The sequence below is a fragment of the Oceanobacillus luteolus genome (assembly GCF_042678205.1).
GTDB lineage: Bacteria > Bacillota > Bacilli > Bacillales > Amphibacillaceae > Oceanobacillus > Oceanobacillus luteolus.
Genome location: NZ_JBHUDE010000040.1, coordinates 49,507 through 75,972, shown reverse-complemented (window position 1 = coordinate 75,972; position 26,466 = coordinate 49,507). Strand labels below are relative to the sequence as shown.

Sequence of the window (26,466 nt, the reverse complement as noted above, 5' to 3'; positions counted from 1 at the left end):
ATTAATACCTCGGCTTTCTTAACATTATTTCTTCTAAAAACCTTTGATAATTATCATAGCGAAAGGACGCTATCTCTTTGTCAGAAACAGCAGCTTTCACAGCACATTTCGGTTCTTTCACATGCATGCAACCCCTAAATTTGCAACCCTGCATTCGATTGCGGAATTCTGGAAAACAGTAAGACAATTCATCCGCTTCTAATGTTTCAAGATCCAGCGAACTAAACCCGGGAGTATCAGCGACAAGCCCGCCATGAATCTCAATCAATTCAACATGACGTGTTGTATGTTTCCCCCTGCCTAGGCTTTCCGATATTTCGCCAGTTTTTAAATCGAGGTTGCTATCCAGCATATTAAGTATGGAAGATTTTCCGACTCCTGATTGACCTGCAATGACAGTAATGTGGTCTTTAAAATAATTCTTTAATTCTTCAAAAGAGGGTTTATCTTTTTTCGATAATAATTCCACGCTATATCCAATCTTTTCATAAGCCTCTTGGTAAGATTCGATTTCCTTCCTTTCTTCCAGTGATACCAAGTCCATTTTTGTAATAAAAATCACAGGCTTGATATCCATAGATTCAATCAGTACAAGAAAACGATCTAATAAAGAATGATTAAAATCTGGCGCTTTTGCAGAAGTCACAATAATTGCCTGGGTTATATTGGATATAGGTGGACGTATTAGTTCATTTGAACGGTTTTTAATTTCCATGATATATCCTTCATTAGGATCGTCATATTCAAAGACAACAAGATCCCCAACTAGAGGGGTTATCTTCTGATTACGGAATACCCCTCTACCACGGCATTGGACTATCAGACCTTCATCAGTTTTAACATAATAAAAACCACTCAACGCCTTAATAATTCTGCCTTCTGCCATTTAGTCACCTTCTTCGTAAGATATTACATCATTTGCTACGGTCTCATCGTCTCTTTTAATTATATACTCCGCATCTCCGTTGGGAGGTATAAGCAATGTGAAAGTAACCGGAGTATCTTCTGTAATAGGTATTTCCTCATAGACATCAGCAATATCATTGTTGACATCCCTAATATATATCCGCACGATTTGCTCAACAGGTTCGGAACTTTCTTCTTCATTTCCATCATCAGCTTCCTCTTCCCCTTCATCACCTGTGTAGAGGACTGTATGAGTTATTCGATGGGAAGCCGGGCGGACTTCCTCAGGACCGATGGAAATGTATACATCTACAGCATCCCCTTCTTGTAATTCAGTGCCTGAATCTGGAGATTGCCGGATTACCTTTCCTTCTTCCACCGTATCAGAATGTTCCTCATGTTTCCTGAATACGAGATTATTTTCATCCAAATAGTCGCGCGCTTGTGATTCTGTCATACCGGTTAAATTATTCAAGCTTATCTTTTCAGGTCCCATACTAACTTCAAATATGACCTTACTCTCGCTCGGAATAACCTCTGTTTCCGGTGAAGGTTGAAGTTGGTTTAAAATTTCACCGTTCGGCTGATCTGAATACTTCTCAATCGTTATAATACTATCCGACTCAAAACCAAGCCCTTCTAGAATCTTCACAACTTGATTTATATCCTGTCCAACGTAGTCGTCTACGACAATCCGTTCCTTACCCTCACTAACTACTAATGTGACTGTTGATTCTTCTTTTACAGTTCTTCCCGCAGATGGACTCATGGAAACAACATACCCTTCTTCCACATCTTCAGAATAGGTCAATTCCTCTTCAACGACCAGATTCAAACTTTCGAGTGCTTCTTTTGCCTCTTCATATTCCATGCCCACAACATCCATCAACTCAACGTCCTTTGGTTGCAGTAATCCGGGGATGAAGAACAATGCTGTAATACCTGCTGCAAGAAGTATAAACAAAATACTGAATATAACTAAGAATTTTTTCTTCTTACCTTTTTTCTTTTTTTCTTTTGTTTTTTTCTTTTTGGCCTTTTTATTTGGTGGGTAGGCCTTTGTCTTATTTACAGTACCTGTGTTACTTATTATCGTATCTTCATTTTCTGATCCAGAAAATTGATCATCCGTAATGATAGGGATTGCCTTGGTCTCCTCACCAACTTCTATCGGAGGCTCATATGGTTCTTCGTTTAGCCGTTCAGGATCTAATGCACTGTTAATTGTATCTTCCAAATCATAAATCGAATCATAACGATGGAATGGGTCTTTCGCAGTCGCCTTTAGAACAATATTTTCTACACTCTGTGGGATGCTTGGATTATGTTTCCTTATCGAAGGGGTCTCATTTTGCAAATGTTTTAAAGCTATGGAAACGGGAGACTGGCCAGAAAAAGGTAGTCTTCCTGTTAATAATTCATAAAATAAGATGCCAATTGAGTATATATCCGATTTTTTAGTAGCCATCCCACCTCTTGCTTGTTCTGGTGATAAATAATGGACGGAACCCAAAATCGAATTCGTTTGAGTAAGTGCAGTTGCACTCAACGCAATAGCAATTCCAAAGTCTGTGACCTTCACTTCTCCAAAGTTATTCATTAGTATATTTTGTGGCTTAATATCACGATGAACAATGTCATTATCATGAGCATGAGCAATAGCAGAAGTGACCTGCTTCATAATATCGATCGCATCATTAACATTAATTGGACCGTACTGTTGTATGTATTCCTTCAACGATAAGCCGTCTACATATTCCATAACCATATATAGGATGTCTTCTTCTTCCCCGACATCATATATACTTACAATGTTTGGATGACTTAAACTGGTTGCAGCTTGAGCTTCACGATCAAAGCGAGTCGTAAATTCATGGTCATTGATATATTCACTTTTAAGAGCCTTTATTGCTACATCTCTTTCCAAAATTGTATCTCTTGCAAGATAAACTTCAGCCATTCCGCCGCTACCTATTTTTCTTATTATCTTGTAGCGTTCATTCAAAAGATGGCCTTTTCTCATTCATTCTCACCTGCTCTCGCTGTCCAGTCATAATGTACAATTGCCAATGAAATATTGTCTTCTCCACCACGGCCATTGGCAAGATCTACTAATTGCTCCCCTATTTCGCTAATCGCTTCATCCTTACCCAAAAATTCTGCCAGTTCATCAGCATGGACTTTATCCGTTAGTCCGTCAGAGCAAAGCAGTATCTTGTCACCATATTCCCAACCAATTGTCTGAATATCGGTTTTCACTGCTTTATCCGTGCCTAATGCCCGGGATACGACATTTTTCCTTGGATGATATGCAGCATCATCGGGTGAGATTTGACCAGCGCGAAGGAGCTCGTTAACTAACGAGTGATCCTCAGTAAGCTGCTTTAATCCCCCTTCGTTCGAAAGGTAACAACGGCTATCTCCAATATGTGCAACCGTTATAAATTCTTCCATACAAGCAGCTAGAACAAGTGTGGTGCCCATTCCTTCCAAATCTGCTTTCTCCTTAGATTCCTTATAAACGATTTGGTTTGCTTCTGAAACCGTCTCCGAGATCCATTGTTCAATGTTAGCTGCAGTTTGAAAAACTTCTGTTTTTTCCCATTTATCCTGAACAATTTGCGTTGCTAACTGGCTAGCGATTTCTCCACCAGCATGGCCACCCATCCCATCAGCAACAACGGCCAACACTTGTTTACTTTTATTGCGAAAAATTCCACCAGAATCTTCGTTATTACTCCTTACTTTTCCTACATCAGTCATAAAACAAGCCTTCATATTGCCCCCCCTAATCCAAACATTTCCATTCCATTCTTCTTTGATTATTGCATAATAAGAAATAATAAAGAATAGTTTATTTAACTTTTTTCAAACGAGTCAGGAAAAAACCATCTGTCTTGAAACTTTGCGGAAATAGTTGTACCCCAAATTCAGTTATTCCTATAGAAGATTGGAGGACTTCTGGCAACTCGTTGAAAAAGCTTGTATCTACGATAAATTCTGGATTTTTTTCTAGAAACTGATGAATTACCTCTTCATTTTCTGTTTTCTCAATCGTACATGTACTATAGACCAATAATCCATCGTCTTTTAGAAGTTGTGCTGCATGATTCAAGATGTCCGATTGAACCGATTGTAACCGCTCAATGTCTTCGGCAGTTTTTTCGTATTTAATTTCTGGCTTACTTGTAATAACTCCAAGGCCTGAACAAGGAGCATCAACAAGAATTCTATCAAAGCTGGTATTCTTATATTTATCTTGTAGCTTACGCGCATCATAAGCTGTTGCTTCGATAATGGATAGTTGAAGGTTTCTTTGCTTTTCTTCTATAAGATTTACCTTCTTTTTATGCAAATCATGTGCATAAACAATGCCATCATTTTTCATTTTCTCAGCAATATGCGTTGCTTTGCCTCCTGGTGCGCTACAAGCATCAAGAACCGTCATTCCTGGTTCAGGTTTCAACACTTCAGCAACTAACATGGAACTTTGATCCTGAATGGTTAGCATGCCTTGTTTAAATAGATTATTAGTTAAAATATTTCCTTTTTCAATAATAATTCCCTGTTCAGAGAAGATGGAAGGTTTGACTTGGAAGCCTTCATTCTCCAAATATTGTATCGCTTCCCCCCTTGCTATTCGCAGGGGTTGAATTCGTACGGATATAGGTTTTTCTTCAAGATTTGCCAGACAGATTTCTTGTGTGGTCTGAAAACCGTATTGCTCTATCCAACGCTTTACCAGCCAAAGGGGATGACTTGTTTCTATCGATAATCTTTCAACCGGATCACTAATCTCAGAAATGTCTCGTACTCCCTTTCTTTGGACATTTCGTAATACTCCGTTAATAAACCCTTGAGTTCCTCTATGCCCCTTTTGCTTAGCGATTTCTACCGCTTCATGGATAATTGCATGATCCGGGATTTTATCCAAGAAAATCATTTGATAAACAGACATCCGCAGTAACACTTTCACCCAAAGGTCGAGTTTTTTTGTTGGATCAACATAGCTTGAGAGATAATAATCCAACGTCAGCTTCCTCTCAAGTGTTCCATATACAATTTGTGTAAGGAGAGCCTCATCTTTTGTTGTAAGGTTACTTTTTTGTATTTCCCGATTTATTAAAAGATGACTGAAGCTGCGATCTTTTTCAATCCGGAGTAATAGTTCTAAAATTAACATTCTCAACTGTGCTGTTTTCATATTATTCTCCTAGTATAACACCGACTTTAATTCTATCACTGGATCCTTGTAAATAATCTTTCACCGACATCCGCTTTTTACCTGCTGGTTGAATCTCTGTAATTCGAATACCTCGCTTATTTCCGCACAAAACAACAAAGTCATCCTGTTCATTTTTCTTTACGATTTCTCCAGGTTTCCCATCATATTCGCTGTTATCCAATTCACCCCACCAGATTTTTAACGTCTTTCCAAGATAGGTGGTATAAGCAACGGGCCATGGATGTAAACCACGGATTTGGTTATAAATATCAGTGTTGTCTTTACTCCAATCAATCCATTCATCCTCACGCTTTATATTTGCAGCGAATGTAGCCTTTTCCTCATCTTGTTTTATCGGGGTGAGCTCTTCATTAAATAACTTAGGCAATGTTTCTATTAACAAGCTTGCCCCAGCGACTGATAGTTTATCATGTAAAGTCCCAACATGATCTTCCGCTTCAATAGGTACATTAACCTTCGTTAAGATATCACCAGCATCTAGTTTCTCTACCATATACATAATGGTTATACCTGTATCTTTTTTTCCTTGAATAATCGCATGATGTATCGGTGCACCACCTCGTAATTCCGGCAGGAGCGACGCATGCACATTAATACAACCGAACGGAGGCGCTTCTAGCAAATTAGTGGGTAGTAATTGACCATACGCAGCGGTTACAATTAAATCTGGTTTTACTTGTAAAATTTCTTCAAAGTTATCTCTTAAGCGCTCTGGTTGGAATACTGGCAATCCTAGTTCTACTGCCTTCTGCTTCACTGGAGATGGAGTAATGATACGTTTTCTTCCCTTTGGCCTGTCAGGCTGGGTAACGACTAAAACAACTTCATAATCTGACTTGGCCAGTGATTCAAGAACTGGCACCGAAAAATCTGGCGTTCCCATAAATACGATTTTTTTCATTAAATCTTACCTACTTTCTTTACTTACCATCTAAGTTGTTACATCATTTGATAAGGTTGCATATCAACTATAATTTGTAAATCATTTTTTTGAATTTGGTCTTTGAAATAATTCATGACTGCTTGAATATTTTTACGCAAGTTAGGTTCGTGTTTGTATTTTATCATGCATTGATAGCGATATCTATCTTTGATGCGAGGTATTGGCGAAGGGGTTGGGCCTAGTATTATCGATCCTGGTTGGACGATCTGCTGCAGTTGTTTGACCATCTGCTGTGCACTCTGTACAACCACTACTTGATTAGGATGGGTAATCGTAATCAATGCTAAATAATAATAAGGCGGGTATTGAAAAGCCCTCCGCATAGCCATTTCTTTTTTATAAAATTCTTCAAAATTATACTTACTCGCAAGCTCTATGCTATAGTGCTCGGGGGTATAGGTCTGAACAATAACCTCCCCTGTCAACTCATGTCTTCCTGCACGACCACTAACCTGTGTTAAAAGTTGAAAAGTTTTTTCTGAAGAGCGGAAGTCAGGTATATGTAACATAGAGTCTGCGGTAAGTACGCCAACTAATGTTACATTTTCAAAATCCAATCCCTTAGCAATCATCTGAGTCCCTAAGAGGATATCTCCCTTTTTCTCCGCAAAATCTCGAAGCAGCTTTTCATGAGCACCTTTTTTCCTCGTTGTATCCACATCCATACGGATAACTCTTGCCTCGGGAATAATTTGGGCTAATGCCTCCTCCACCCGCTGAGTACCGGTACCAAAATATCTTATGGAATCACTGGAGCACTCCGGACAACTATGTGGTACAAGCTCCTCGTATGAACAATAATGGCATTTTAATGTCTGATTGTTTTTATGATAAGTCAAGGCGATGTCACAGTGTGGACATTCTTTTACATGTCCACAATCACGACACATGATAAAAGTGGAGTATCCTCTTCTATTCAAAAGCAAAACTATTTGTTCGCCCTTTTCCAAGCAGTCCCTGACTTTATCCATCAATAACCTGGAGAACATGGTCCGATTCCCTGCATGTAGCTCCTCCCTCATATCAACCGTTATGACTTCAGGCATCGGCTTGTTATTCGTTCTATTTTTAAGTGTTGCCAGTTTATAGACTCCTTTTGACGCTCGAGCGAACGATTCCAGGGTAGGAGTTGCACTACCGAGAATGACAGGGATACTATTATTTTTCCCTCTCTCAATAGCCACATCTCTTGCATGATAGCGTGGTTGTTCTTCCTGTTTATAACTATTTTCATGCTCCTCATCAATAATGATGATTCCTAGATTTTCAAACGGTGAAAATATTGCTGAACGTGCCCCGACAACTACTTGTACTTCTCTACGCTGAATTTTTCGCCATTCATCAAACTTTTCTCCAGCTGATAAAGCACTATGCATAACAGCTACACTTTTTCCAAACCTGCTCTTAAAACGGTTGACCATTTGTGGAGTCAACGAAATTTCTGGAACAAGCACAATTGCTTCTTGTCCTTTATTAATAACCTCTTGTATCGCTTGAAGGTACACTTCTGTTTTTCCACTTCCTGTTACACCGTGCAACAGGAATACCTCATGCTTTTCATTCTCAATACTTTCTAATATCGGCTCAATTGCTGACTGTTGTTCTGCATTTAGAGTTAGAGGCGCTGTCCTTTCAATTGCATCGTCGTCATAAGGGTTTCGATAGACTTCTTTCCGGTATGTCTCTATTAAGCCTTTTTCAACTAGAGATTTAATCGTACTACTCGTTGTTTGCAATTTGCTTAAGAGTAGTTTTTGTGAAATTTCTTCTGGTTGTTCAATAAAATATTCAATTATTGCCCGTTGTTTTTTTGCTGACTTCGGCAAGTCTTGTAAAGCTTCTTCTAATAAGTGGATCTCCTTTAACGGAGCAACCATGGTAATATATTTTTTGGTAATTCTCGATTGCACTACATAATCAATGGACACGTCACCCGCATCTACCGCCTTTTTTAGTTGGTTATATGTAAGAGGTGAGTTTTCAAATTCCTCAAAAGGAATAACATCCCGTCCTTGAAATAAATCTTCCAGTTCTAAAGGAAGATTTTCTTCGGTTGAACGGACAATCTCTTTTTTGTATTTTGATTTTAATACTTGTGGTAACATAACCTGTAACGCATTGATTGATAGAGAGAGTGTTTCATTTGCCAGCCATCTTCCCAAGTTAAGTAATTCTTCTGTAAGAACGGGGACTAAATCCAATACTTCCAGAATCGGCTTTAACTTATTAAACGACGATTGATCTGTAATTTGAACAACAAATCCCATGATCTTTCTTGGACCAAAAGGAACAATTACACGCATGCCTGGTGTAAGTATATCCATAAAACGTTCTGGGATTTCATAATCAAATGTTTGGTCAATGGCCGCTGAAGGCACATCAACGATTACTTTTGCTACATTCACTTGTTCTCATCCTTCATATCACGGATAATAAACTCCCATAGCTTTTTAGCAATATCTTTCTTTGAAGCCAACGGTAAATTCTCCTGTTGAAGAGATTTGTTCAAATAGGTAACAATATTTGTATCTCCGGCAAAACCTGCTCCGTCAACAGCCACATTATTTATTACAATAGCATCTAGTTTTTTCTTTTCCAGTTTGCCTTTACCATATTCCAAAGGCGTTTGTGTCTCTGCTGCAAATCCTACTAAAAATTGATTGCTCTTTTCTTCCCCGAGAGACTTTAGGATGTCTTTCGTACGTTCCATTTCAACGAGGAGATCACTTCCAGTTTTCTTCATCTTCTCTGTAAAGGTTTGTTTCGGACGGTAATCAGCGACTGCTGCCGCTTTAATTACAATATCACTGTGAGGAAATTCTTCATGAATCGCAGTATACATGTCCTCAGCGGATACGACATCTACTCGTTTGATACGAGCATATTCCAATTGAACATCTGTCGGGCCCGCTACAACCGTCACCTCCGCGCCTAGTTCAGCAGCAGCATCTGCTAGTGCAAAACCCATTTTTCCTGACGAACGGTTGGAAAAGAATCGGACCGGATCCAACACTTCACGGGTCGGACCGGCAGAGATCAAAACTTTCTTTCCTTTTAATGGTTCGTCCTTTTGTTGATGATTTTCAACTACTTCAATAATTGTCTCAGGTTCCTCCAATCTCCCTTTTCCAACATAGCCACAAGCTAAATAACCTGCACCTGGTTCAATAAAATGATAACCAAATTCATCCAATCGGTTCATATTATCAACTACCGCAGGATGTGCATACATATGTACATTCATAGCAGGAGCGATGTAGACATCCGCCCGAGTTGCTAATAGTGTAGTAGAGAGCATATCATCAGCAATTCCGTTTGCCAATTTGCCTATAATATTTGCCGTAGCTGGAGCAATAATTGCAATATCCGCCCAATCAGCAAGGTCGATATGGGCAATCTTCTCAGGATCTTTTTCATCAAAAGTATCTATGTAAACTGGATTTCTGGATAGCGCCTGAAATGTAAGTGGGGAAACAAATTTACTAGCATTTTCAGTCATGACTACTTTCACATTCGCACCTTTTTGTGTAAGTTTACTAGTCAAAGCACATGCCTTATAAACAGCAATCCCACCAGACACACCCAGCAGAATATTCTTTCCACTAACCATACAACAAACCCCTTTCCTAATGAATCAAGTTTAACATATTTTACATCAAAAGCGGAAGCGTGCGCTTAGGGACGTACAAACTGGAGTACTACTGAATGAGATAAAGGAAACACGGTGAGGGACGAACCGATGTTGACTTATCGATTGAAGGAGTACGAAGTTTGCCAGTCCCTGCACGCTGGAGCTAGACGATACCAAAAGCGGAAGCAAGCGGTTAGGGACTTTCAAACTGGACTGCGGCGCAAGGAGATAAAGGAAACACAGCGACCATAGGGAGCTGATGTTGACTTTTCGACTGGAGGTGCAGGAAGTTTGGACGGTCCCTGCTTGCTGGAGTTAAACGAACCAAAAGCGGAAGCAAGCGGTTAGGGACTTCCAAACTGCCCCGCACAGGATGTGGTCTTTTTAGTCAAACTTCCCTTTTAATCAAAAGGAGATAAAAGAGACAGGACAACGCTAGGAGAAGATCTCGACTTATCGACTAAAGGCCGTTGAAATTTGAATAGCCTCTTGCAAATAAAAAGACCTCGCTGTCTAAAAGCGAGGTCTACTTTATGCTTGTGCATTTGCAATGAATAATTTACCAGCCGCGATTTCCTCTAGGGCCACTCCGACAAGTTTATGGGACTTCGGGTCATCCACTAATGGTTTCTGCACATCCGCAAGCGTTCTAGCTCGTCGTGCTGACAATGTAACAAGTTCATATTTTGAATTGATTTTTTCTTGTAGTTGGTCGATGGATGGTTCCAACATCATATTATTCTACCTCCAATATCCTTTTATATTGCTTTTCTACCCGTTCTCTCTTCAAATGCTCACTTTGAATAATTGATTTAACACGTTGGACAGCTTTATCCACATCGTCATTTACGACCACATAATCATATGCGTGCATCATTTCAATCTCTTTTCGAGCTTCTTTTAATCGATTGATAACCAATTCTTCTGTTTCTGTCCCTCGGCCGACAATTCGATTCTTCAGCTCTTCTAAGCTAGGAGGAAATAGAAAAATGAAAACTCCTTGAGGAAAATTATTTTTCACCTGTAATGCTCCCTGAACTTCAATCTCCAAGAACACATCTTTTCCTTTTGCCAACGTTTCCTCTACGAACGCTCTCGGTGTCCCATAATAATTATTGACATATTTTGCATATTCTAAAAGCTCGTTATTAGCAATCATTTGCTCAAATTCTTCATTTGAGCGGTAAAAATAGTCAACGCCCTCTCTTTCACCTGGACGCATTGCTCTTGTCGTCATGGAAATGGAATACTGCAACTCGGTCTGTTCTTCAAAAAGTCTTTGACGAACAGTGCCTTTCCCAACTCCAGATGGACCAGAAAGGACAAATAAAATACCTGACTCGTCTTTCAATTGAATATCCTCCTAAAATCACAATTAGCCTTCCAAAAGGCGAAGCAACAGACTTATGATTCTTCTGTCACTTCTTCATGGTTCATGACCCTTTGACCTACTGTTTCTGGTTGAACAGCAGAAAGAATCACATGATCACTATCTGTTATAATTACTGCTCTAGTTCTTCTCCCGTATGTAGCATCAACTAATTTATTGTTATCCCTCGCAACCGTAATAATCCGTTTAATCGGAGCTGACTCCGGTGATACAATCGAAATGATTCGGTTAGCTGAAACAACATTGCCAAATCCTATGTTTATAAGCGTAAGATTCAACTTCGCTCCCCCTAACTTCAGCCAGACAGACTTCATAACTATACTATACTTTAGAATAACAAAAATTTATAAAGATATCCAATCGAATTCTGGATTACTCAATATTTTGTACTTGCTCTTTGATTTTTTCTATTTCTGTTTTTAATAATACATCTATCTCATTAATTTCTGCGGCTGTTGATTTGGAGCCAATTGTATTCGCTTCACGGTGCATTTCTTGGCAAATGAAATCAAGTTTACGTCCTACGCTCCCAGCTTTATCTATTACCTTCCTCATCTGGCTGATATGACTACTCAAACGAGTCAATTCCTCTGTGATATCACCTTTTTCTGCGAGCACTGCAACTTCTTGAATAATTCTACCATCTTCAATTTGTGCGTATTGTGCAAGGTGCTCATTTATCCGATTTCTTATTCGTTCACGGTAACTTTGTACGACTTTTGATCTCATCGCTTGTAAAGACTCAGTTAGTTCCTCCATTTTGTTTAATCGTAGTAACAAATCATTTTTAAGGTAAGTACCTTCCGTCTGCCTCATCTCCTGAAGTTCCTCACAAGAATTTTCTACTGCTTGAAATAATAGATCCTTTAGAGCCTCATCCTGCTTTTCTTCTTCATCTACATTAAAAATTTCTTCTAACTTAAGTAAATCATCAACAGCAACTTCACCTTTTACTTGATGCCGTTTTTTTATTTCTTCAATTTGTTCTATGTATTGTCCTAATAACTCCCAATCGACATGTAATTTTTTAGTTATATTTCCTTGGCCGGTAATGGAAATATATATTTCAAATTTGCCTCGTGAAAAATAATTTTTAATAATCCTTCTAATTTTATCTTCCAGATGCAATAAGCTCCTAGGCATCTTTAAAGAAATATCAAGAAAGCGATTGTTGACGGAACGCATCTCCACTACAATCCGATAGCTGTCTCTTTCCACAATTTGTCTTCCATATCCAGTCATACTTGAAAGCATACGATCACAACCTTCTGTCGTCTTCTTAAAATATGTATATTGGTACTTAATTGTATCATAAATATTTGATTTATATAGACAAAAAAAGCCCAGCCTATTGTTACAATAAACATTTAGCTGGGCAAGACTTTTATTTCTTTGTTATGGCAAATAAAACAGTTGGTATGAGGCTTAATCCTAAAACTAGAATCCAATCAAATAAACCTAGAGCAGTAGTATGGAAAATAGGTTGTAACGGTGGCCAATAAACAACAATCAATAAAAGGAGAATAGACGAAATTACTGCAAATAGTAAATACTTATTTTCGAATGGATTTCTAGAGAAAATGGATTTTTCACTTCTACAATCAAATACATGGATTAACTGCGCCATGACTAATGTAGAAAAAGTCATTGTTTGTGCATAAATAAGATTGTCTGGATTGTTTTGGAAAGCTATCATGAACGCGATTAATGATACAACTCCAATCATAATTCCACGACTGACTATTTTATAACCGAGACCACGGGCGAAAATTCCTTCCATAGGATTCCTCGGTTTTCGCTTCATAACATCTTCTTCGGATGTATCCATGCCCAAGGCCATCGCTGGCAGACCATCCGTTACAAGATTCACCCAAAGAATTTGCACAGGAACTAGAGGCAAAGGCAATTTAAGCATAACTGCAAATAACATCACTAGAATTTCTCCTACATTGGAGGCGAGCAAGTAACGGATAAATTTCCGGATATTTTCATATATATTTCTTCCCTCGTCAATGGCAGCTTTAATCGTAGCAAAATTATCATCCATTAATATAAGCGAAGAGGCTTCCTTCGTGACATCCGTCCCGCTGATTCCCATACTAATTCCAATATCCGCTGCCTTGATAGATGGTGCATCATTTACTCCATCGCCTGTCATTGCTACAACATGACCTCTACTTTGAAAAGCTTTAACAATCCGAAGTTTATGCTCCGGGGTCACCCGTGCAAACACATAGATATCTTCTATTTTCTTTTCCAATTCTTGTTGATTCATCTGATTCAGTTCACTGCCTGAAACAACTTGTCCTGATTCCGGCAACAGTTCCAATTCCTTAGCGATTGCGGTTGCTGTATTGATATGGTCACCAGTAATCATCACTGTTTTTATCCCAGCTTGCCTACAAGCGAGAATGGCTGGTTTAACTTCTTTACGTGGGGGATCGATCATTCCATACAAACCGATGAAGGTAATATCCATTTCCAATCTATCTTCATCATTAATTGGCTCTTTCCCTAATGGTTTAATGCCAATTCCAATAATACGCAGTGCTTGGCTAGCCATATTTTCAAGTGCTTGATTAAACCGTTCCCGATCAGAAGCAGTTAATTGTTTTCTGCCGTCTTTGGCAAGATAAAAACTTGATCTAGGAAGTAAAACATCCGGCGCTCCTTTTACAATCAGGAACCGCCTGCCATTTTCATCTTCCACAATTACACTCATCCGTTTTCTTTCAGAATCAAATGGGAATTCTTTTAGCAACTGATATTCATTTTTTATATCTTCAGCCATTCCAAACTTCCTTGCAGCAACAATAAGTGCACCATCTACAGGATCACCATCGATAACATATTGACCATTGATAGATTTCAAAGTAGCTTGATTACAAAGCACACCATAACGTAACATAGCATCTAAATTAGGGTAGTTTGCTCCAACCTTTCTATCACCAAGTAAAATGTCACCATTAATTTGATAGCCTTCTCCGCTCAAGGTAAGGAAATTATCATTAAGAAAAATCTTCTTAACTGTCATCTGATTTTCTGTCATCGTTCCGGTTTTATCTGAACAAATGACAGAAGCGGATCCTAACGTTTCTACAGAAGAAAGTTTGCGGACAATCGCCTTTCTTTTTATCATCCGCTGAACGCCAAGTGATAAAGCAACGGTAACAATTGCTGGTAATCCTTCCGGAATAGCAGCCACTGCCAATGACACACCGGCCAAGAACATATCGTAGAGTGGTCTACCTTGTAATACCCCCAGCACGACAACCAATGCAGTGAGTGCTAAAGCCACGACAATCAATATTTTGCCTAATTCAGCCAATTTCCGTTCCAGCGGAGTAATGATTTTTTTAGTCGTCATCATTAAAGATGCGATTTTTCCCATTTCTGTGTTCATGCCAGTTTTAACGACAATTCCAATCCCGTTTCCTTTAGTGACCAGTGTACCCATAAACCCCATATTGAGTTGGTCCTGCGGGTCAAGGTCATTCTGATGTATGGCCCGTCCAGTTTTTGCTACAGGTAAAGATTCACCAGTTAGCGCGGACTCTTCTAACTCTAAGCTGCTTGCTTCAACAATTCTAATGTCTGCAGGGACGCGGTCTCCGCTTTTTATTTTAATCACGTCTCCGATGACAAGATCACGAGAATTAACTTTCTCCCATCTACCATCCCGTTTTACATTACTGATGGGTGCAGAGAGCTGTTTTATTTTTTCTAGAGAATTCTCTGCTTTTTGCTCTTGGAAGTATCCAATACAACCATTCACTAAAACGATGATCATAATCGCAATTGCATCAATGTACTCCCCCAATAAGCCAGCTATTAAGGTAGCACCTAATAATACAAGAACCATAAAATCTTGAAATTGTTTCAGGAACAAAAGCCAACGAGGTTGTTTTTTTTGCGCATCCAGTTCATTTTCACCGAACTTATTTTTGCGGGCTTGTACCTCTTTTTCCGATAACCCTTCAACTATACTAACTTGTAGCTCGTCTTCTACTTTATCAACATCTAATTGATACCAATTCATCCGCATTCCTCCAACATTGCATGATCCGATACTACACCCATATATATGCCGTCGATTTGTAAATAATGCTATAATGCTTAAGAGAGGTGATCATATGCCATTTGACGGAATCGTAACACGAGCAGTAACGCAAGAATTACAGGAGTTGCTGCAATCTGGAAGAATTTCAAAAATCTATCAACCGACAACTACAGAGCTGGTTTTTACAGTTCGAAGTCAAGGGAAAAACCATTCCTTATTGTTTTCTATTCACCCATCATATGCTCGTATCCATTTAACGGAGGATACTTATGTTAATCCAAAAGAACCCCCTATGTTTTGTATGGTGTTACGCAAACATTTAGGTGGAGCAAGCATCCGATCCATCGAACAGGATAAGTTGGAACGAATTATAATTTTCACATTCCTTACGAGAAATGAAATTGGTGATGAAAGTGAAAAACAATTAATAGTAGAATTGATGGGAAAGCATAGTAATATTATTCTCATTAATAAAGATACAGAGAAAATCATCGACAGCATGAAACATATCTCCATGTCGCAAAACCGCCATCGCACTATTTTACCTGGGGCAGATTACATTAAACCGCCTGAACAGGATAAATTGAATCCGTTGTTTACAGACGGTGAAGAAGTGATCAAGAGAATTGATTTCAACGCTGGAAAAATTGATCTACAACTTGTTCAAATCCTTAACGGTTATTCACCCTTTATAACTAAGGAAATTGTCCATCGTGCTAATTTAGGTGATATTTCCACTTACAGAGAAAAGTTCGAAGAAGTAAATCATCAGGTGATAGAAAATATCTACCAGCCTACAATATACACTAATGGAAGAGAAGATTTCCATGTAATCGAAATGATTTCTCGAACCTCACAAAAACAGCTATTTGAATCCGTAAGTGAAATGCTGGATACATTTTATTCTGGTAAAGCAGAACGCGACAGAGTGAAACAACAAGCCAAAGACCTATCCCGATTCATTAAAAATGAATTAAATAAAAACGAAAGAAAATTAAAGAAACATTACCAAACATTAAAAAGAGCAGAAAAAGCAGAAGAATATCAAAAACGTGGGGAGTTATTAACAGCTCATCTCCACTTGGTTCAACCAGGAGACAAAAAAGTCTTGGTAGTGGATTACTATGATCCAGAACAGAGAGAAATGGAGATTGAATTGAATCCACAACTTTCTCCTAGTGAGAACGCACAACGTTTTTATAAAACTTATCAAAAGCTAAAGAACTCGAGAAAAATCGTTGAAAAAGAAATTGAAAAGACAAGAGAAGAAATTGATTATCTTGACCAACTATTGCAACAAATAGAAGTAGCAAGCGTAGAAGACATTGAGGAAATACGAGAGGAACTGCGTGAAGAAGGCTACTTAAAAAAACAACGTGGAAAAAACCAAAAGAACAAAGTTCAAAAACCTAATCCTGAAACATATATCGCTTCAGACGGAACAATTATATTAGTTGGAAAGAATAACAAGCAAAATGAATACTTAACGATGAAACTTGCAAGGAAAAACGAAATTTGGCTCCACACAAAAGATATTCCAGGATCGCATGTTGTTATCCGCGATTCAAAACCGAGTGAACAAACGTTAATGGAAGCAGCGACACTTGCTGCGTATTTCAGTAAATCACAGAATTCCTCTTCCGTTCCTGTGGACTATACAGCAATTCGCCATGTGAAAAAGCCAAATGGTGCCAAACCAGGCTATGTCATTTATGACAATCAAAAAACCATCTATGTCACTCCATCAGCTGACTTTGTTAAAGAACGTAGGAAAAAATAATTCTATCCTTTATATAATTGATACAAGCTGCTAATATATTGAGTTTAGTATAGAAACACTCCTTACTGTGGTCCGCAGTCCAAATACCTTTCGCTTTCCGCGGGCGGCTGGGGAGCCTTCGACGCACAGCGGTCTGCCTCGGGCACAAGTTCCCTTTGGGTTTTCCACTAGGCCTGTCCTCCCGCAGGAGTCTCAAAGTATTTGGACTGCGATTCTAGGAAGAAAAGTATCCTGATTACAATTATTCAACACGTGTATTTAAAATAAAACTAAAAAAGGATCATTCCAAGGGGAGAGTGGAATGATCCTTTTTGCGTCCGGCTCCAGCGCCCAGGGACTGCCAACTTCACGAACCTAAACGGGCGCTTACGCCTTTGTTCTCTATTCAACAGCTTGTGGAAGCAGGGTAACATCAATATTGTTTCTTGTTGCTTTAGAATACGGACACGCCTCATGTGCAGCTTGAGTTAATTCTTCTGCCTCTTCAGGGCTGACTCCGTTCATTTCTATTTTTAGAGTAACGGCTATTTTATAGCCTCCATCTGCTTCATCATTTAAAAAACTGACTTCTGCAGTTGTCTCAGATTCAATTTGTTTATTTTTCTTGGATGCTACTAGATTTAATGCACCATCGAAACATGCTGCATAACCAGCAGCAAAAAGTTGTTCTGGATTTGTACCGGTTTTTTCCTTATCTTTCAGAGGGTTTACAAGCTCAAATTTAAGAGTACCGTCTGAAGATTCCACATATCCGTCTCGGCCATTTTTTGCAGTTGCACTTGAAGTAAAGAGTACATCACTCACTAACTACCACTCCTTTTCTCTTCTAGTAGTCTTGTACCCCTTTTGAGGAAAAGAAAACATTAAAGAAACTTTGTGGATGTAAGCGCATCGATAAAATGATTTACTTGTGGCAATTGTTTTGATTCCTCTTGGTAACAAACCCAAGTATCTCTTGTAACACTCTCACCATCTAACATAAGAGGCAAATGTGGATACTCATTCATCATGGAGTCAGAAACACTCTTAGGCAAAACTGCCATACCAATCCCTTGCTTCATAAACTGTTTACAGGTTTCAATTTGGTCAACTGTCATGGTCTTTATTGTTTTAATCGAATCCTGATGATAATAAAGCCAATTTTCCACTAACTCATGCATACTGTCATCGCTTTTAAAAGATATCAATGGTCTCTTTTTCACTTCATCATCAGGAAAAGGTTCTGTATCAAAAATATATAATGGGTCAGCAAACAATCGGACACAGGCACTTTCCTTCAATTTCTCTCCGCGGATAATACATACATCATACTTCTTATGATCTTGGCGTATATCTTCACTTATCCCTGTCACGAGGTTAATTGCAACTTTAGGAAACTTGGTAGTATATTCACCTAAAATCTTTGGTAAGAATCGTTGGCTAATGAGTGAGGAACAAGCAATCGATAATGTTCCTTGTACTTCTTCGCTTGACTGAGCAAGCCGATTCAAAAGTTCCTCCTCCCGCTTAATTACTTCCCTCGCATGAGAAAGAATAATTTCTCCAGCCGGAGTGAGTTTCAACCTCTTCGCCGTTCTTAAAAATATTTGTTCACCAAAGTATTCTTCTATGTATTTTAACCTTTGAGTAACCGCCGGTTGGGAAATTAGAACAACTTTAGCTGTACCTCTAATCGTGCCTATCTCATCTAATTTAATTAAGAGCTCATAATCACTTATTTTCATAGCTAACTCCCTTACTTCATCAGATACTTTTATTATATAGCAATAATCTTTAATAATCAGCCACTGGAAAGTAGTAAAAATTTACATTTCAATGAATTTCAAAAAAATAAGACCGAATGGATACCATAAATCCATTCGGTCACTACCATAATAAAAGTGATTATAATGTATTTCTCCACTCTATCATCCCATTTTTTTCATCAATCGTAAGTTGACTTGTCTCCACTAACGCATCAAGTAATCTATCGAAATTAGTAATCGTATCATATATATATCCTGCAAGCTCAAAATTTTTCTTTGCTTTTGGTAATCCATATGAGAAGATCGCCATTATACTAATCACTTCTGCACCTTCAGCTGAAAGAGCCTTTGCTGCTTCTATGCTCGATCCACCAGTAGAGATAAGATCCTCGATGACAAGTACCCGTTGACCAGGTAACACTTTACCTTCTATTTGGTTTCCTTTACCATGACCTTTTGGTTTGGATCGGACGTAAACCATAGGAAGATCCAATGCCCCGCTCAACCAGGCCGCGTGAGGAATTCCAGCAGTTGCACAACCTGCAATTACTTCTGGCTGCCATTTTTTCTCATTTATGATTTCGATAAATCCATTGATTATCTTTTTTCGAATTTGAGGGTATGACATAATGAGGCGGTTATCGCAATATATAGGTGACTTGACCCCTGAGGTCCAAGTAAAATAATTGTCAGCATTAATCTGTACTGCCTGAATTTCAAGTAAATCATGTACTAATTCTTTTTCAATTACCATGTACAGCAATCTCCTTTATCGCATTTTCATAGGCGGCTTTTGGTTCATGAGCTTGTGTGATACTTCGTCCAATTACTAAATAATCTGCACCAAGAGATACTGCTTCACTCGGAGTAGCCACTCTCTTTTGATCATTAGCATCAGATTCCTTCAAACGAATTCCTGGTGTTACCGTCAGAAAATCATCTCCACAGTGATGCTTAATATGTCTCACTTCATGAACAGAACATACAACTCCATCTGCTCCACTTTGTTTGGATAGACTTGCTAGATGACTGACTTGCTCTTCCAAAGGTTGCTGTATATTTAAATCATGATATAACGTTCTCTCGTTCATCGAAGTTAGTATCGTAACGGCTAATAGTTTTGTACGATTTCCTCCACCAGACAACAACCCCTCTTTTGCTCTTTCTATCATTCCTCTTCCACCGAAGGCATGAACATTGACCATGTCAACATTCAATTTAGCTAGATTCTGCATAGCCCGTTCAACAGTAGTTGGAATATCATGAAGCTTTAAATCCAAGAATATAGGATGCTCCCTCATTTTCAGCTTCTCAATCAAGTCTGGACCTTCACGATAAAATAATTCCATACCGATTTTTACCGGTACACCATGTAATTCGTTGTTTCTGAGAAATGCATCGGTAGTTTCCCAGTCGGGAAAATCAAGTGCTAAGTAAATCTGGTTCATTACACAAACACCGCCTTTCCTATTGCATCATGGACTGATGAAAATCCATATTTCTCCAAGGTTTTAGGTAACTCATTAATAATTTCAGGCATGACTAAAGGATTCTGAAAGTTTGCTGTTCCAACTGCCACTGCATTTGCACCCGCTAGTAAAAATTCCAGCACATCCTCTGCCGTTTCAATGCCACCCATACCGATAATCGGCAAATTAACTTGTTCCCTTACTTCATAAATCATTCGAATTGCTATAGGTTTAATAGCAGCCCCTGAAAGTCCACCGGTTTTATTCGCAATTAGAGGTCGTCTACTTGGAAGATGAATTTGCATCCCAGTCAATGTATTAATCATCGTTAAACCATCCGCTCCAGCCTCTTCTACAGCCTTTGCCATTGCCACAATGTTGGACACGTTCGGGGAAAGCTTCACATATACAGGTTTATCACTAGCACGTTTTACGATAGTTGTTACTTCTTTTGCCATGTCCGGATCCGTACCAAATTGAATGCCGCCCTCTTTCACATTAGGACATGAAATATTTAATTCAAACGCTTTAACCTCAGGTGCATCGTTGAACTTTTTAGCAACCTCTTTATATTCTTCAATTGTACTTCCAGCTATATTTGCAATGATTTCTGTATCATATTGAGCAAGAAAAGGTACTTCTTCTGCAATAATTTTATCTACACCTGGATTTTGCAAGCCGATGGCGTTCAACATCCCACTACTTGTTTCTGCTACTCGAGGGGTGGGGTTTCCTAACCTCTCCGTACCAGTCGCGGCTTTCATCATTACAGCGCCGAGTAAACTAAGATCATAAAACCTGCTATATTCTTTCCCGAAACCAAAACAACCGGATGCGGGCATAACAGGGTTTTTCAAATTCAATCCTGGCAATTTCACTTGTAAATCCATCATAAGATGACCTCCTTGGCTGGAAAGACAGGACCATCGTGACAAATCTTCAGATATCCTTGTTCATTCTTTGTTGACACTACACAGGCAGCACAAGCACCGACACCACAACCCATTCTCTCTTCTAAAGAAATATAGCCCTTCTTGTCTTGGAGCTTGCTTGTGAGTGCACGCAACATTCCGGTTGGCCCGCAAGAATAATAGAGATCAAAATTAAAAGAGTCTGTTATTATATCTGTAACATAACCTTTCTCACCATAAGATCCATCATCCGTTACAACAATTGTTTCTCCAAGTTGATTGAATTCTTCCTCATAGAAGACTTGGGCTGCTGTTTGATATCCTAGAATAGATGTGACTTCAATTCCCTTACTTTTAAGTTTCTTCCCTAGATAATATAGAGGAGGAACACCTATTCCGCCCCCAATTAATAACACTTTTTCCATTTTGTCTGTATCGAACGGAAATCCATTTCCATTTGGGCCTATACAATCGACAATCATACCAGGTTCATATGCAGCAAACGATGCTGTTCCTCTGCCAAAAATTTTAAATAAAATCGTCAATTGTTTCTGCTCTCTGTCTACATCCGCGATTGAAATTGGTCTTCTCAACGTAAAGTTCGGTAGGGCAATGTAGATAAATTGCCCGGGCTCCGCAATTTGTGTTATATAATTATCTTCTAACTTCATCTCAATCGTATCTTCTGCAATTTGTCGTGCATAAACCAGCTTCATTTCTACTTTTCGCATTGTAAAGACCCCATTTTCACTTATACTATTAATTTATAATTTCTTGTACTAACTCTTTCTGAAAGACTACCTTTCCATGAACAATCGTTAACACTGGTTCTCCAAAAACTTTCCAATCATGGAAAGGTGTGTTTTTGCCTTTCGATAAGAAATCATGTTTATCAATAATCGTTTCATTTTCTAAATCAACAAGTACAATATCAGCTGGTAGATTTTCTTCTAATCTACCATATGGTAAATTGAATACATTTGCCGGAATTACCGTTAAATAATCCACAAGCTGATTCAAACTTAGGGTTCCTGTTTTCACTAAGTGAGTGTATAGAAGTGGAAATGCTGTTTCCAACCCTACAATTCCAAATGGTGCATGTAAGAATCCTTGAGCCTTTTCTTCTTCAGCATGTGGTGCATGATCCGTGGCAATAAAATCAATCGTGCCATCCAATAACCCCTCAAGTAATGCCTTTTGATCTTCCTTTGCACGTAAAGGTGGATTCATTTTGTAATTAGGGTCATCTGAAATGATATCTTCTTCGTTCAATAATAAGTGATGTGGTGTAACCTCTGCAGTCACTCGAATCCCTGCTCGTTTAGCATCCCGAATGACACGTACCGATTCTTTCGTACTTACATGACAAACATGATAGTGACAACCTGCAGCTTCAGCGAGTAAAACATCTCTTGCAATCTGTACAGATTCACTTATACCGGGTAATCCTGGTAAGTCGAGACGTTCACTTACCTCACCATCATGGACGACTCCCCCGTATACTATCGAGTTATCCTCACAATGAGCAACAACTGCTTTATTTAATTTTGCTGCACGTTTCATCGCTTGTAACATCATATCTGCAGTTTGGATTCCAACACCATCATCTGTAAAGGCAAAAGCATGTTTCATACTTTCCATGTCAGTTAGCTCTTTACCTTCAAGGCCTTTTGTGATGGAAGCGTATGGAAGAACCCGTACAACTGCATCTTTTTCTATCTTTTCAAAGAGTGTATCAAGTATTTCTTGATGATCCGGAACAGGGTTTGTATTAGGCATTGCAGCGACAGTTGTGAATCCACCTCTTGCGGCAGCTTTCGTTCCGGTCTCAATTGTTTCTTTATGCTCTCCACCTGGTTCTCTAAGATGGATATGCAAATCAATAAATCCAGGTAACGCTAACTTTCCACGGCCATCGATTTCTTCACACACAGTTTCATCTATTTTTTGTGCAATTTTTACGATTTGACCTTCTTCTATTAATATTTCATGTGGTAACTGTTCACCCGCTTTAGATAGCAGTTTGATATTTTTTAATAACGTTCTCATTGATGATCCCCCATTCTTTTAGTAGCGTAGTGATAATCGCCATTCTTACATAAACCCCATTTTCCATCTGAGCAAAGATTCGCGATTTTTTGCATTCAACGAGGTCTGTATCAATCTCTACACCACGATTTATCGGCGCTGGATGCATAATGATCGCATCATCTTTCATCCTGCTTTCTCTTTCCTTCGTTAAGCCGTACCGTTCTAGATAGTCATACGTATTCACGGAGTATTCATGTCGTTCATGTTGAATTCTCAACAACATGACTACATCACATTCTTCTACTGCTTCATCAATTGGCATATAAGGGAATTCCAGTGTATTTCTTTCAAATCCTTGTGCCGCACTAAGATAAACTTCTGCGCCCAGTTTTCTTAATGCAATTGCATTGGATCTTGCTACCCGGCTATGTTTGATATCGCCACATATCGCAATTTTTATTCCTTCAAATTTGCCAAACTCTTGGTAGATCGTCAATAAATCAAGCATTGTTTGTGTAGGATGTTCTTTCGCCCCAGCCCCTGCATTAATGATTGGAATGGAGAACTTTCCTTCAAGTGCTTCATACCAAGTGTCAGATTCATGTCGAATGACTAAGAAATTCGCACCTATCGCTTCAAAAGTCTTTGCAGTGTCGTATAATGATTCACCTTTTAATACGGCTGAATTCTTAGCGTTAAAATCAAGACTTTCTATACCAAGTTTCTTCTCTGCGACGACAAAGCTCATTTTTGTTCTCGTGCTTGGTTCAAAAAAGAGATTCGCACCAAAAACTTGCTCGTTGACCTGATATTTATTTTTCCGAAATTCCTCAGCTGTCTGCAGTAGGTTGTAAATCTCCCCCGTGGTTAATTGGTCTACAGAAATAAAGTGTCTCATGTCATTCTCCCTCCACTTTCCTTGAATTGGCTGTTGGCTAGGTGTAGCACCTGGATAGCGATTTATGATTTAACTTTCCAAAAAAAATCTTCCTGCAAAAGATTGCAGGAAGATAGACATGCCCCATGACGGACATGACACTTGCAACCTTTTAAATCTCTCGGATTTAATTAAAAGTTGTTTCCTATATTATTTTTCAAAGATGGACACTTGATCATTTTTATCCACTTCATTCAAACGTACAACAATTACTTCCTTTTCTGAAGTAGGGATATTTTTCCCTACATAGTCTGCACGAATCGGTAATTCTCGATGACCGCGATCAATCAGGACACCTAATTGAATTTGCGATGGCCTGCCTATGTCTATGACCGCATCCATCGCGGCTCGGACAGTTCTACCTGTGAATAATACATCGTCAACCAAAACGACTAGTTTTCCAGTGATTTCTTCATCGATACTCGATGATTTAACTTCTGGGTCATTGTTCTCTGTGACCTTCTCTAAATCGTCACGGTAAAGCGTAATATCGAGTTCTCCAATTGGTACTGTAATATTTTCAATTTGTTTAATTTTTTCCTGGAGGCGTTTTGCTAACGGAACACCACGCGTTTTAATTCCTACAAGAATTAAATCATCTGCCCCTTTATTTCTTTCTAAAATTTCATGGGCCATGCGTGTAAGTGCTCGATTGATTGCTGGTGCGTCAAGAACTACTGTCTTTTTCTTCATTGGCTATGTTTTCCTCCTAACATTTTCCAACAAAATAATCCCTTTTCTCCAGAGGAAAAAAGGGATTTAGACACAAATGTATCCAATGTTTACCGTTCCTTTTTAGCCTCACGGGACTATAATTAAAGGTCGTTCATCTCCATACATTATTTCAAATGACATGATAAATGTCAATACATTTTTTCAATTGTTTCCAATGCTTCCGTAAAAAATTCTGGAATGTCGGAACTGAACTGCATATATTTGCCTGTTATCGGATGTATAAATCCAACTTCTTTAGCGTGTAAAGCCTGACCATTTAAATCCAATGTTTTTCTAGGTCCATATAAAGGATCACCTACTAATGGGTAACCGATATATCTCATATGGACACGTATCTGGTGGGTTCTACCAGTTTCTAATTTACATTCCACATAAGAGTAATCAGGAAATCTCTTTAATACTCGGAAATGAGTGATTGCTTTTTTTCCATTATCCACTACAGCCATACGCTGTCTATTTTTAGGATCCCTTGCAATTGGTGCATCGACCATCCCTGTTTCATGCGGGATTTCCCCATGGACAAGAGCTATATATTTTCTGTCCACTTCACGATTTGCTAGCTGCTCTGATAAACCCACATGTGCTTGGTCATTTTTCGCAACGATTAAAAGTCCACTAGTATCTTTATCAAGTCGATGTACAATACCTGGTCGTTCTACACCATTAATTCCTGATAGGTCGTTGCAATGGTATAACAACGCATTAACAAGCGTGCCGGAACCATGTCCGGCCGATGGATGTACTACCATTCCCCGAGGCTTATTTACAACCAATAAATCATTATCTTCATAAATAATATCTAGTGGAATATCTTCAGCCTCTATTTCGAGAGGTTTCACTTCAGGTATGTGCCATTCAATTCGATCACCTAGTTGACATTTGTAATTCGCTTTTACGCTTTCGTCATTTACTGAAACATATCCATCAGCAATCCAAGATTGGATTTGCGAACGAGATCTTTCTGGATTGATATCTGCAAGCAGCTTATCAATCCTCTGTTTACTCTGTTCTGAAGTCACTATATGTGTAAAAGAACTCATGCTTTTTTACTTTCCTTCCTTTTTTCATTTCTTTCATCCATAATCGTTACAATAACAATTAAAATGACACCAATTGTCAATGCAGAATCTGCTATATTAAAGATAGGGAAATTATAATTAAAGATATAAAAATTAAAAAAATCCACTACTTCTTGTCTAAATATGCGATCGATAAAGTTTCCGATTGCACCGCCGAGAATAATTCCTAAGGATACTCCAAGCAATTTATTATTACGTGCGTACTTCTGCATATAATAAACGGCCACAGCAATAAATATTACAGTTACAATATAAAAGAACAACATTTGCCCTTGAAGGATTCCCCATGCAGCCCCGCTGTTCCGGTGTGAAGTGAGATAAAAGAATCCATCAATTATGCGGATACTTTCACCCAATTCCATATTGGCAACAACAAGCCATTTTGTAAACTGGTCAATTAAAATAATAATAATTGCAATAAGATAATATCTTAACATACAAGTCCTCCGAATTTACAGCTTCCAATTTATAGTCTTTGTCTTTATTTATCTTATCCTTTAAACAAGTGAATTACAAGAACGAACCTAAGTAAAAATGAAAAGACTGCCCCTTCTTTAGGAAAGGACAGTCTTTCTTTACATCTAGCTCAGAGAACTTATACCT

General features: G+C 38.6%; 25 protein-coding genes. 2 read left to right on the top strand and 23 right to left on the bottom strand.

Annotation, left to right across the window (positions count from 1 at the left end):
• Position 1 precedes the first annotated feature (1 nt).
• From rsgA to coaBC, 7 genes are all read right to left on the bottom strand, one after another.
• Entirely contained in the window at positions 2–886 is an 885-nt protein-coding gene (rsgA, locus tag ACFSBH_RS08250; RefSeq protein ID WP_251510859.1) for a ribosome small subunit-dependent GTPase A, read from the bottom strand.
• A complete protein-coding gene (pknB, locus tag ACFSBH_RS08245; RefSeq protein WP_379597016.1) occupies positions 887–2,929 on the bottom strand; it encodes a Stk1 family PASTA domain-containing Ser/Thr kinase in 2,043 nt (680 codons plus the stop codon).
• The gene (locus tag ACFSBH_RS08240) at positions 2,926–3,684 is read right to left on the bottom strand and encodes a Stp1/IreP family PP2C-type Ser/Thr phosphatase (protein ID WP_251510861.1); all 759 of its coding nucleotides are present in this window, start codon (positions 3,682–3,684) and stop codon (positions 2,926–2,928) included. Before ACFSBH_RS08240 ends, pknB begins: the two co-directional genes overlap by 4 nt.
• Before the next feature lie 76 nt (positions 3,685–3,760).
• Positions 3,761–5,110: a 16S rRNA (cytosine(967)-C(5))-methyltransferase RsmB gene (gene rsmB / locus ACFSBH_RS08235; RefSeq protein ID WP_251510863.1), complete on the bottom strand. Its 1,350-nt coding sequence runs from the start codon at positions 5,108–5,110 to the stop codon at positions 3,761–3,763.
• A gap of 1 nt (position 5,111) precedes the next feature.
• The gene (fmt, locus tag ACFSBH_RS08230; RefSeq protein WP_251510864.1) at positions 5,112–6,053 is read right to left on the bottom strand and encodes a methionyl-tRNA formyltransferase; all 942 of its coding nucleotides are present in this window, start codon (positions 6,051–6,053) and stop codon (positions 5,112–5,114) included.
• Between the two features lie 38 nt (positions 6,054–6,091).
• Positions 6,092–8,500, bottom strand: a complete 2,409-nt coding sequence (priA, locus tag ACFSBH_RS08225) for a primosomal protein N' (protein ID WP_379597013.1) — start codon at positions 8,498–8,500, stop codon at positions 6,092–6,094.
• Entirely contained in the window at positions 8,497–9,705 is a 1,209-nt protein-coding gene (coaBC, locus tag ACFSBH_RS08220) for a bifunctional phosphopantothenoylcysteine decarboxylase/phosphopantothenate--cysteine ligase CoaBC (RefSeq protein WP_251510870.1), read from the bottom strand. Before coaBC ends, priA begins: the two co-directional genes overlap by 4 nt.
• A gap of 114 nt (positions 9,706–9,819) precedes the next feature.
• On the opposite strand from coaBC, the gene ACFSBH_RS08215 reads away from it, so the two are divergent.
• The gene (locus ACFSBH_RS08215) at positions 9,820–9,978 is read left to right on the top strand and encodes a hypothetical protein (RefSeq protein WP_379597010.1); all 159 of its coding nucleotides are present in this window, start codon (positions 9,820–9,822) and stop codon (positions 9,976–9,978) included.
• 279 nt (positions 9,979–10,257) lie between these two features.
• Here ACFSBH_RS08215 and rpoZ read toward each other — a convergent pair whose 3' ends face one another.
• From rpoZ to ACFSBH_RS08190, 5 genes are all read right to left on the bottom strand, one after another.
• Positions 10,258–10,461, bottom strand: coding sequence for a DNA-directed RNA polymerase subunit omega (rpoZ, locus tag ACFSBH_RS08210; protein ID WP_379597008.1), 204 nt, complete (start codon positions 10,459–10,461; stop codon positions 10,258–10,260).
• 1 nt (position 10,462) lies between these two features.
• Positions 10,463–11,077: a guanylate kinase gene (gmk, locus tag ACFSBH_RS08205; protein ID WP_251510877.1), complete on the bottom strand. Its 615-nt coding sequence runs from the start codon at positions 11,075–11,077 to the stop codon at positions 10,463–10,465.
• 53 nt (positions 11,078–11,130) lie between these two features.
• On the bottom strand, positions 11,131–11,394 hold the full coding sequence (remA, locus tag ACFSBH_RS08200) for an extracellular matrix/biofilm regulator RemA (RefSeq protein ID WP_251510879.1): 264 nt from the start codon (positions 11,392–11,394) through the stop codon (positions 11,131–11,133).
• A 94-nt stretch (positions 11,395–11,488) separates the two neighbouring features.
• On the bottom strand, positions 11,489–12,370 hold the full coding sequence (locus ACFSBH_RS08195) for a YicC/YloC family endoribonuclease (protein WP_251510882.1): 882 nt from the start codon (positions 12,368–12,370) through the stop codon (positions 11,489–11,491).
• Between the two features lie 130 nt (positions 12,371–12,500).
• Positions 12,501–15,155, bottom strand: coding sequence for a cation-translocating P-type ATPase (locus tag ACFSBH_RS08190; protein WP_251510884.1), 2,655 nt, complete (start codon positions 15,153–15,155; stop codon positions 12,501–12,503).
• A gap of 94 nt (positions 15,156–15,249) precedes the next feature.
• On the opposite strand from ACFSBH_RS08190, the gene ACFSBH_RS08185 reads away from it, so the two are divergent.
• Positions 15,250–16,956 (top strand): Rqc2 family fibronectin-binding protein, encoded by a 1,707-nt coding sequence (locus ACFSBH_RS08185; RefSeq protein WP_251510886.1) that lies wholly within the window; start codon positions 15,250–15,252, stop codon positions 16,954–16,956.
• Between the two features lie 381 nt (positions 16,957–17,337).
• Here ACFSBH_RS08185 and ACFSBH_RS08180 read toward each other — a convergent pair whose 3' ends face one another.
• From ACFSBH_RS08180 to lspA, 11 genes are all read right to left on the bottom strand, one after another.
• Positions 17,338–17,760, bottom strand: a complete 423-nt coding sequence (locus ACFSBH_RS08180) for an organic hydroperoxide resistance protein (RefSeq protein ID WP_251510888.1) — start codon at positions 17,758–17,760, stop codon at positions 17,338–17,340.
• A 59-nt stretch (positions 17,761–17,819) separates the two neighbouring features.
• Positions 17,820–18,680, bottom strand: a complete 861-nt coding sequence (locus tag ACFSBH_RS08175) for a LysR family transcriptional regulator (protein WP_251510891.1) — start codon at positions 18,678–18,680, stop codon at positions 17,820–17,822.
• A gap of 160 nt (positions 18,681–18,840) precedes the next feature.
• Positions 18,841–19,455, bottom strand: a complete 615-nt coding sequence (pyrE, locus tag ACFSBH_RS08170; protein WP_285853517.1) for an orotate phosphoribosyltransferase — start codon at positions 19,453–19,455, stop codon at positions 18,841–18,843.
• Positions 19,445–20,149: an orotidine-5'-phosphate decarboxylase gene (pyrF, locus tag ACFSBH_RS08165; protein WP_251510893.1), complete on the bottom strand. Its 705-nt coding sequence runs from the start codon at positions 20,147–20,149 to the stop codon at positions 19,445–19,447. Before pyrF ends, pyrE begins: the two co-directional genes overlap by 11 nt.
• The gene (locus tag ACFSBH_RS08160; protein ID WP_251511123.1) at positions 20,149–21,060 is read right to left on the bottom strand and encodes a dihydroorotate dehydrogenase; all 912 of its coding nucleotides are present in this window, start codon (positions 21,058–21,060) and stop codon (positions 20,149–20,151) included. The genes pyrF and ACFSBH_RS08160 overlap by 1 nt, the downstream gene beginning before the upstream one ends.
• Complete coding sequence (locus ACFSBH_RS08155) at positions 21,060–21,812, bottom strand: dihydroorotate dehydrogenase electron transfer subunit (protein ID WP_251510895.1); 753 nt, start codon at positions 21,810–21,812, stop codon at positions 21,060–21,062. Before ACFSBH_RS08155 ends, ACFSBH_RS08160 begins: the two co-directional genes overlap by 1 nt.
• Before the next feature lie 28 nt (positions 21,813–21,840).
• The gene (locus tag ACFSBH_RS08150; protein WP_251510897.1) at positions 21,841–23,130 is read right to left on the bottom strand and encodes a dihydroorotase; all 1,290 of its coding nucleotides are present in this window, start codon (positions 23,128–23,130) and stop codon (positions 21,841–21,843) included.
• Positions 23,093–24,010, bottom strand: coding sequence for an aspartate carbamoyltransferase catalytic subunit (locus tag ACFSBH_RS08145; RefSeq protein WP_251510900.1), 918 nt, complete (start codon positions 24,008–24,010; stop codon positions 23,093–23,095). The genes ACFSBH_RS08150 and ACFSBH_RS08145 overlap by 38 nt, the downstream gene beginning before the upstream one ends.
• Before the next feature lie 189 nt (positions 24,011–24,199).
• Entirely contained in the window at positions 24,200–24,742 is a 543-nt protein-coding gene (gene pyrR, locus ACFSBH_RS08140) for a bifunctional pyr operon transcriptional regulator/uracil phosphoribosyltransferase PyrR (RefSeq protein WP_251510902.1), read from the bottom strand.
• A 170-nt stretch (positions 24,743–24,912) separates the two neighbouring features.
• Complete coding sequence (locus ACFSBH_RS08135) at positions 24,913–25,824, bottom strand: RluA family pseudouridine synthase (RefSeq protein ID WP_251510905.1); 912 nt, start codon at positions 25,822–25,824, stop codon at positions 24,913–24,915.
• Positions 25,821–26,300, bottom strand: coding sequence for a signal peptidase II (lspA, locus tag ACFSBH_RS08130; RefSeq protein WP_251510907.1), 480 nt, complete (start codon positions 26,298–26,300; stop codon positions 25,821–25,823). Before lspA ends, ACFSBH_RS08135 begins: the two co-directional genes overlap by 4 nt.
• Between the last annotated feature and the right edge of the window lie 166 nt (positions 26,301–26,466).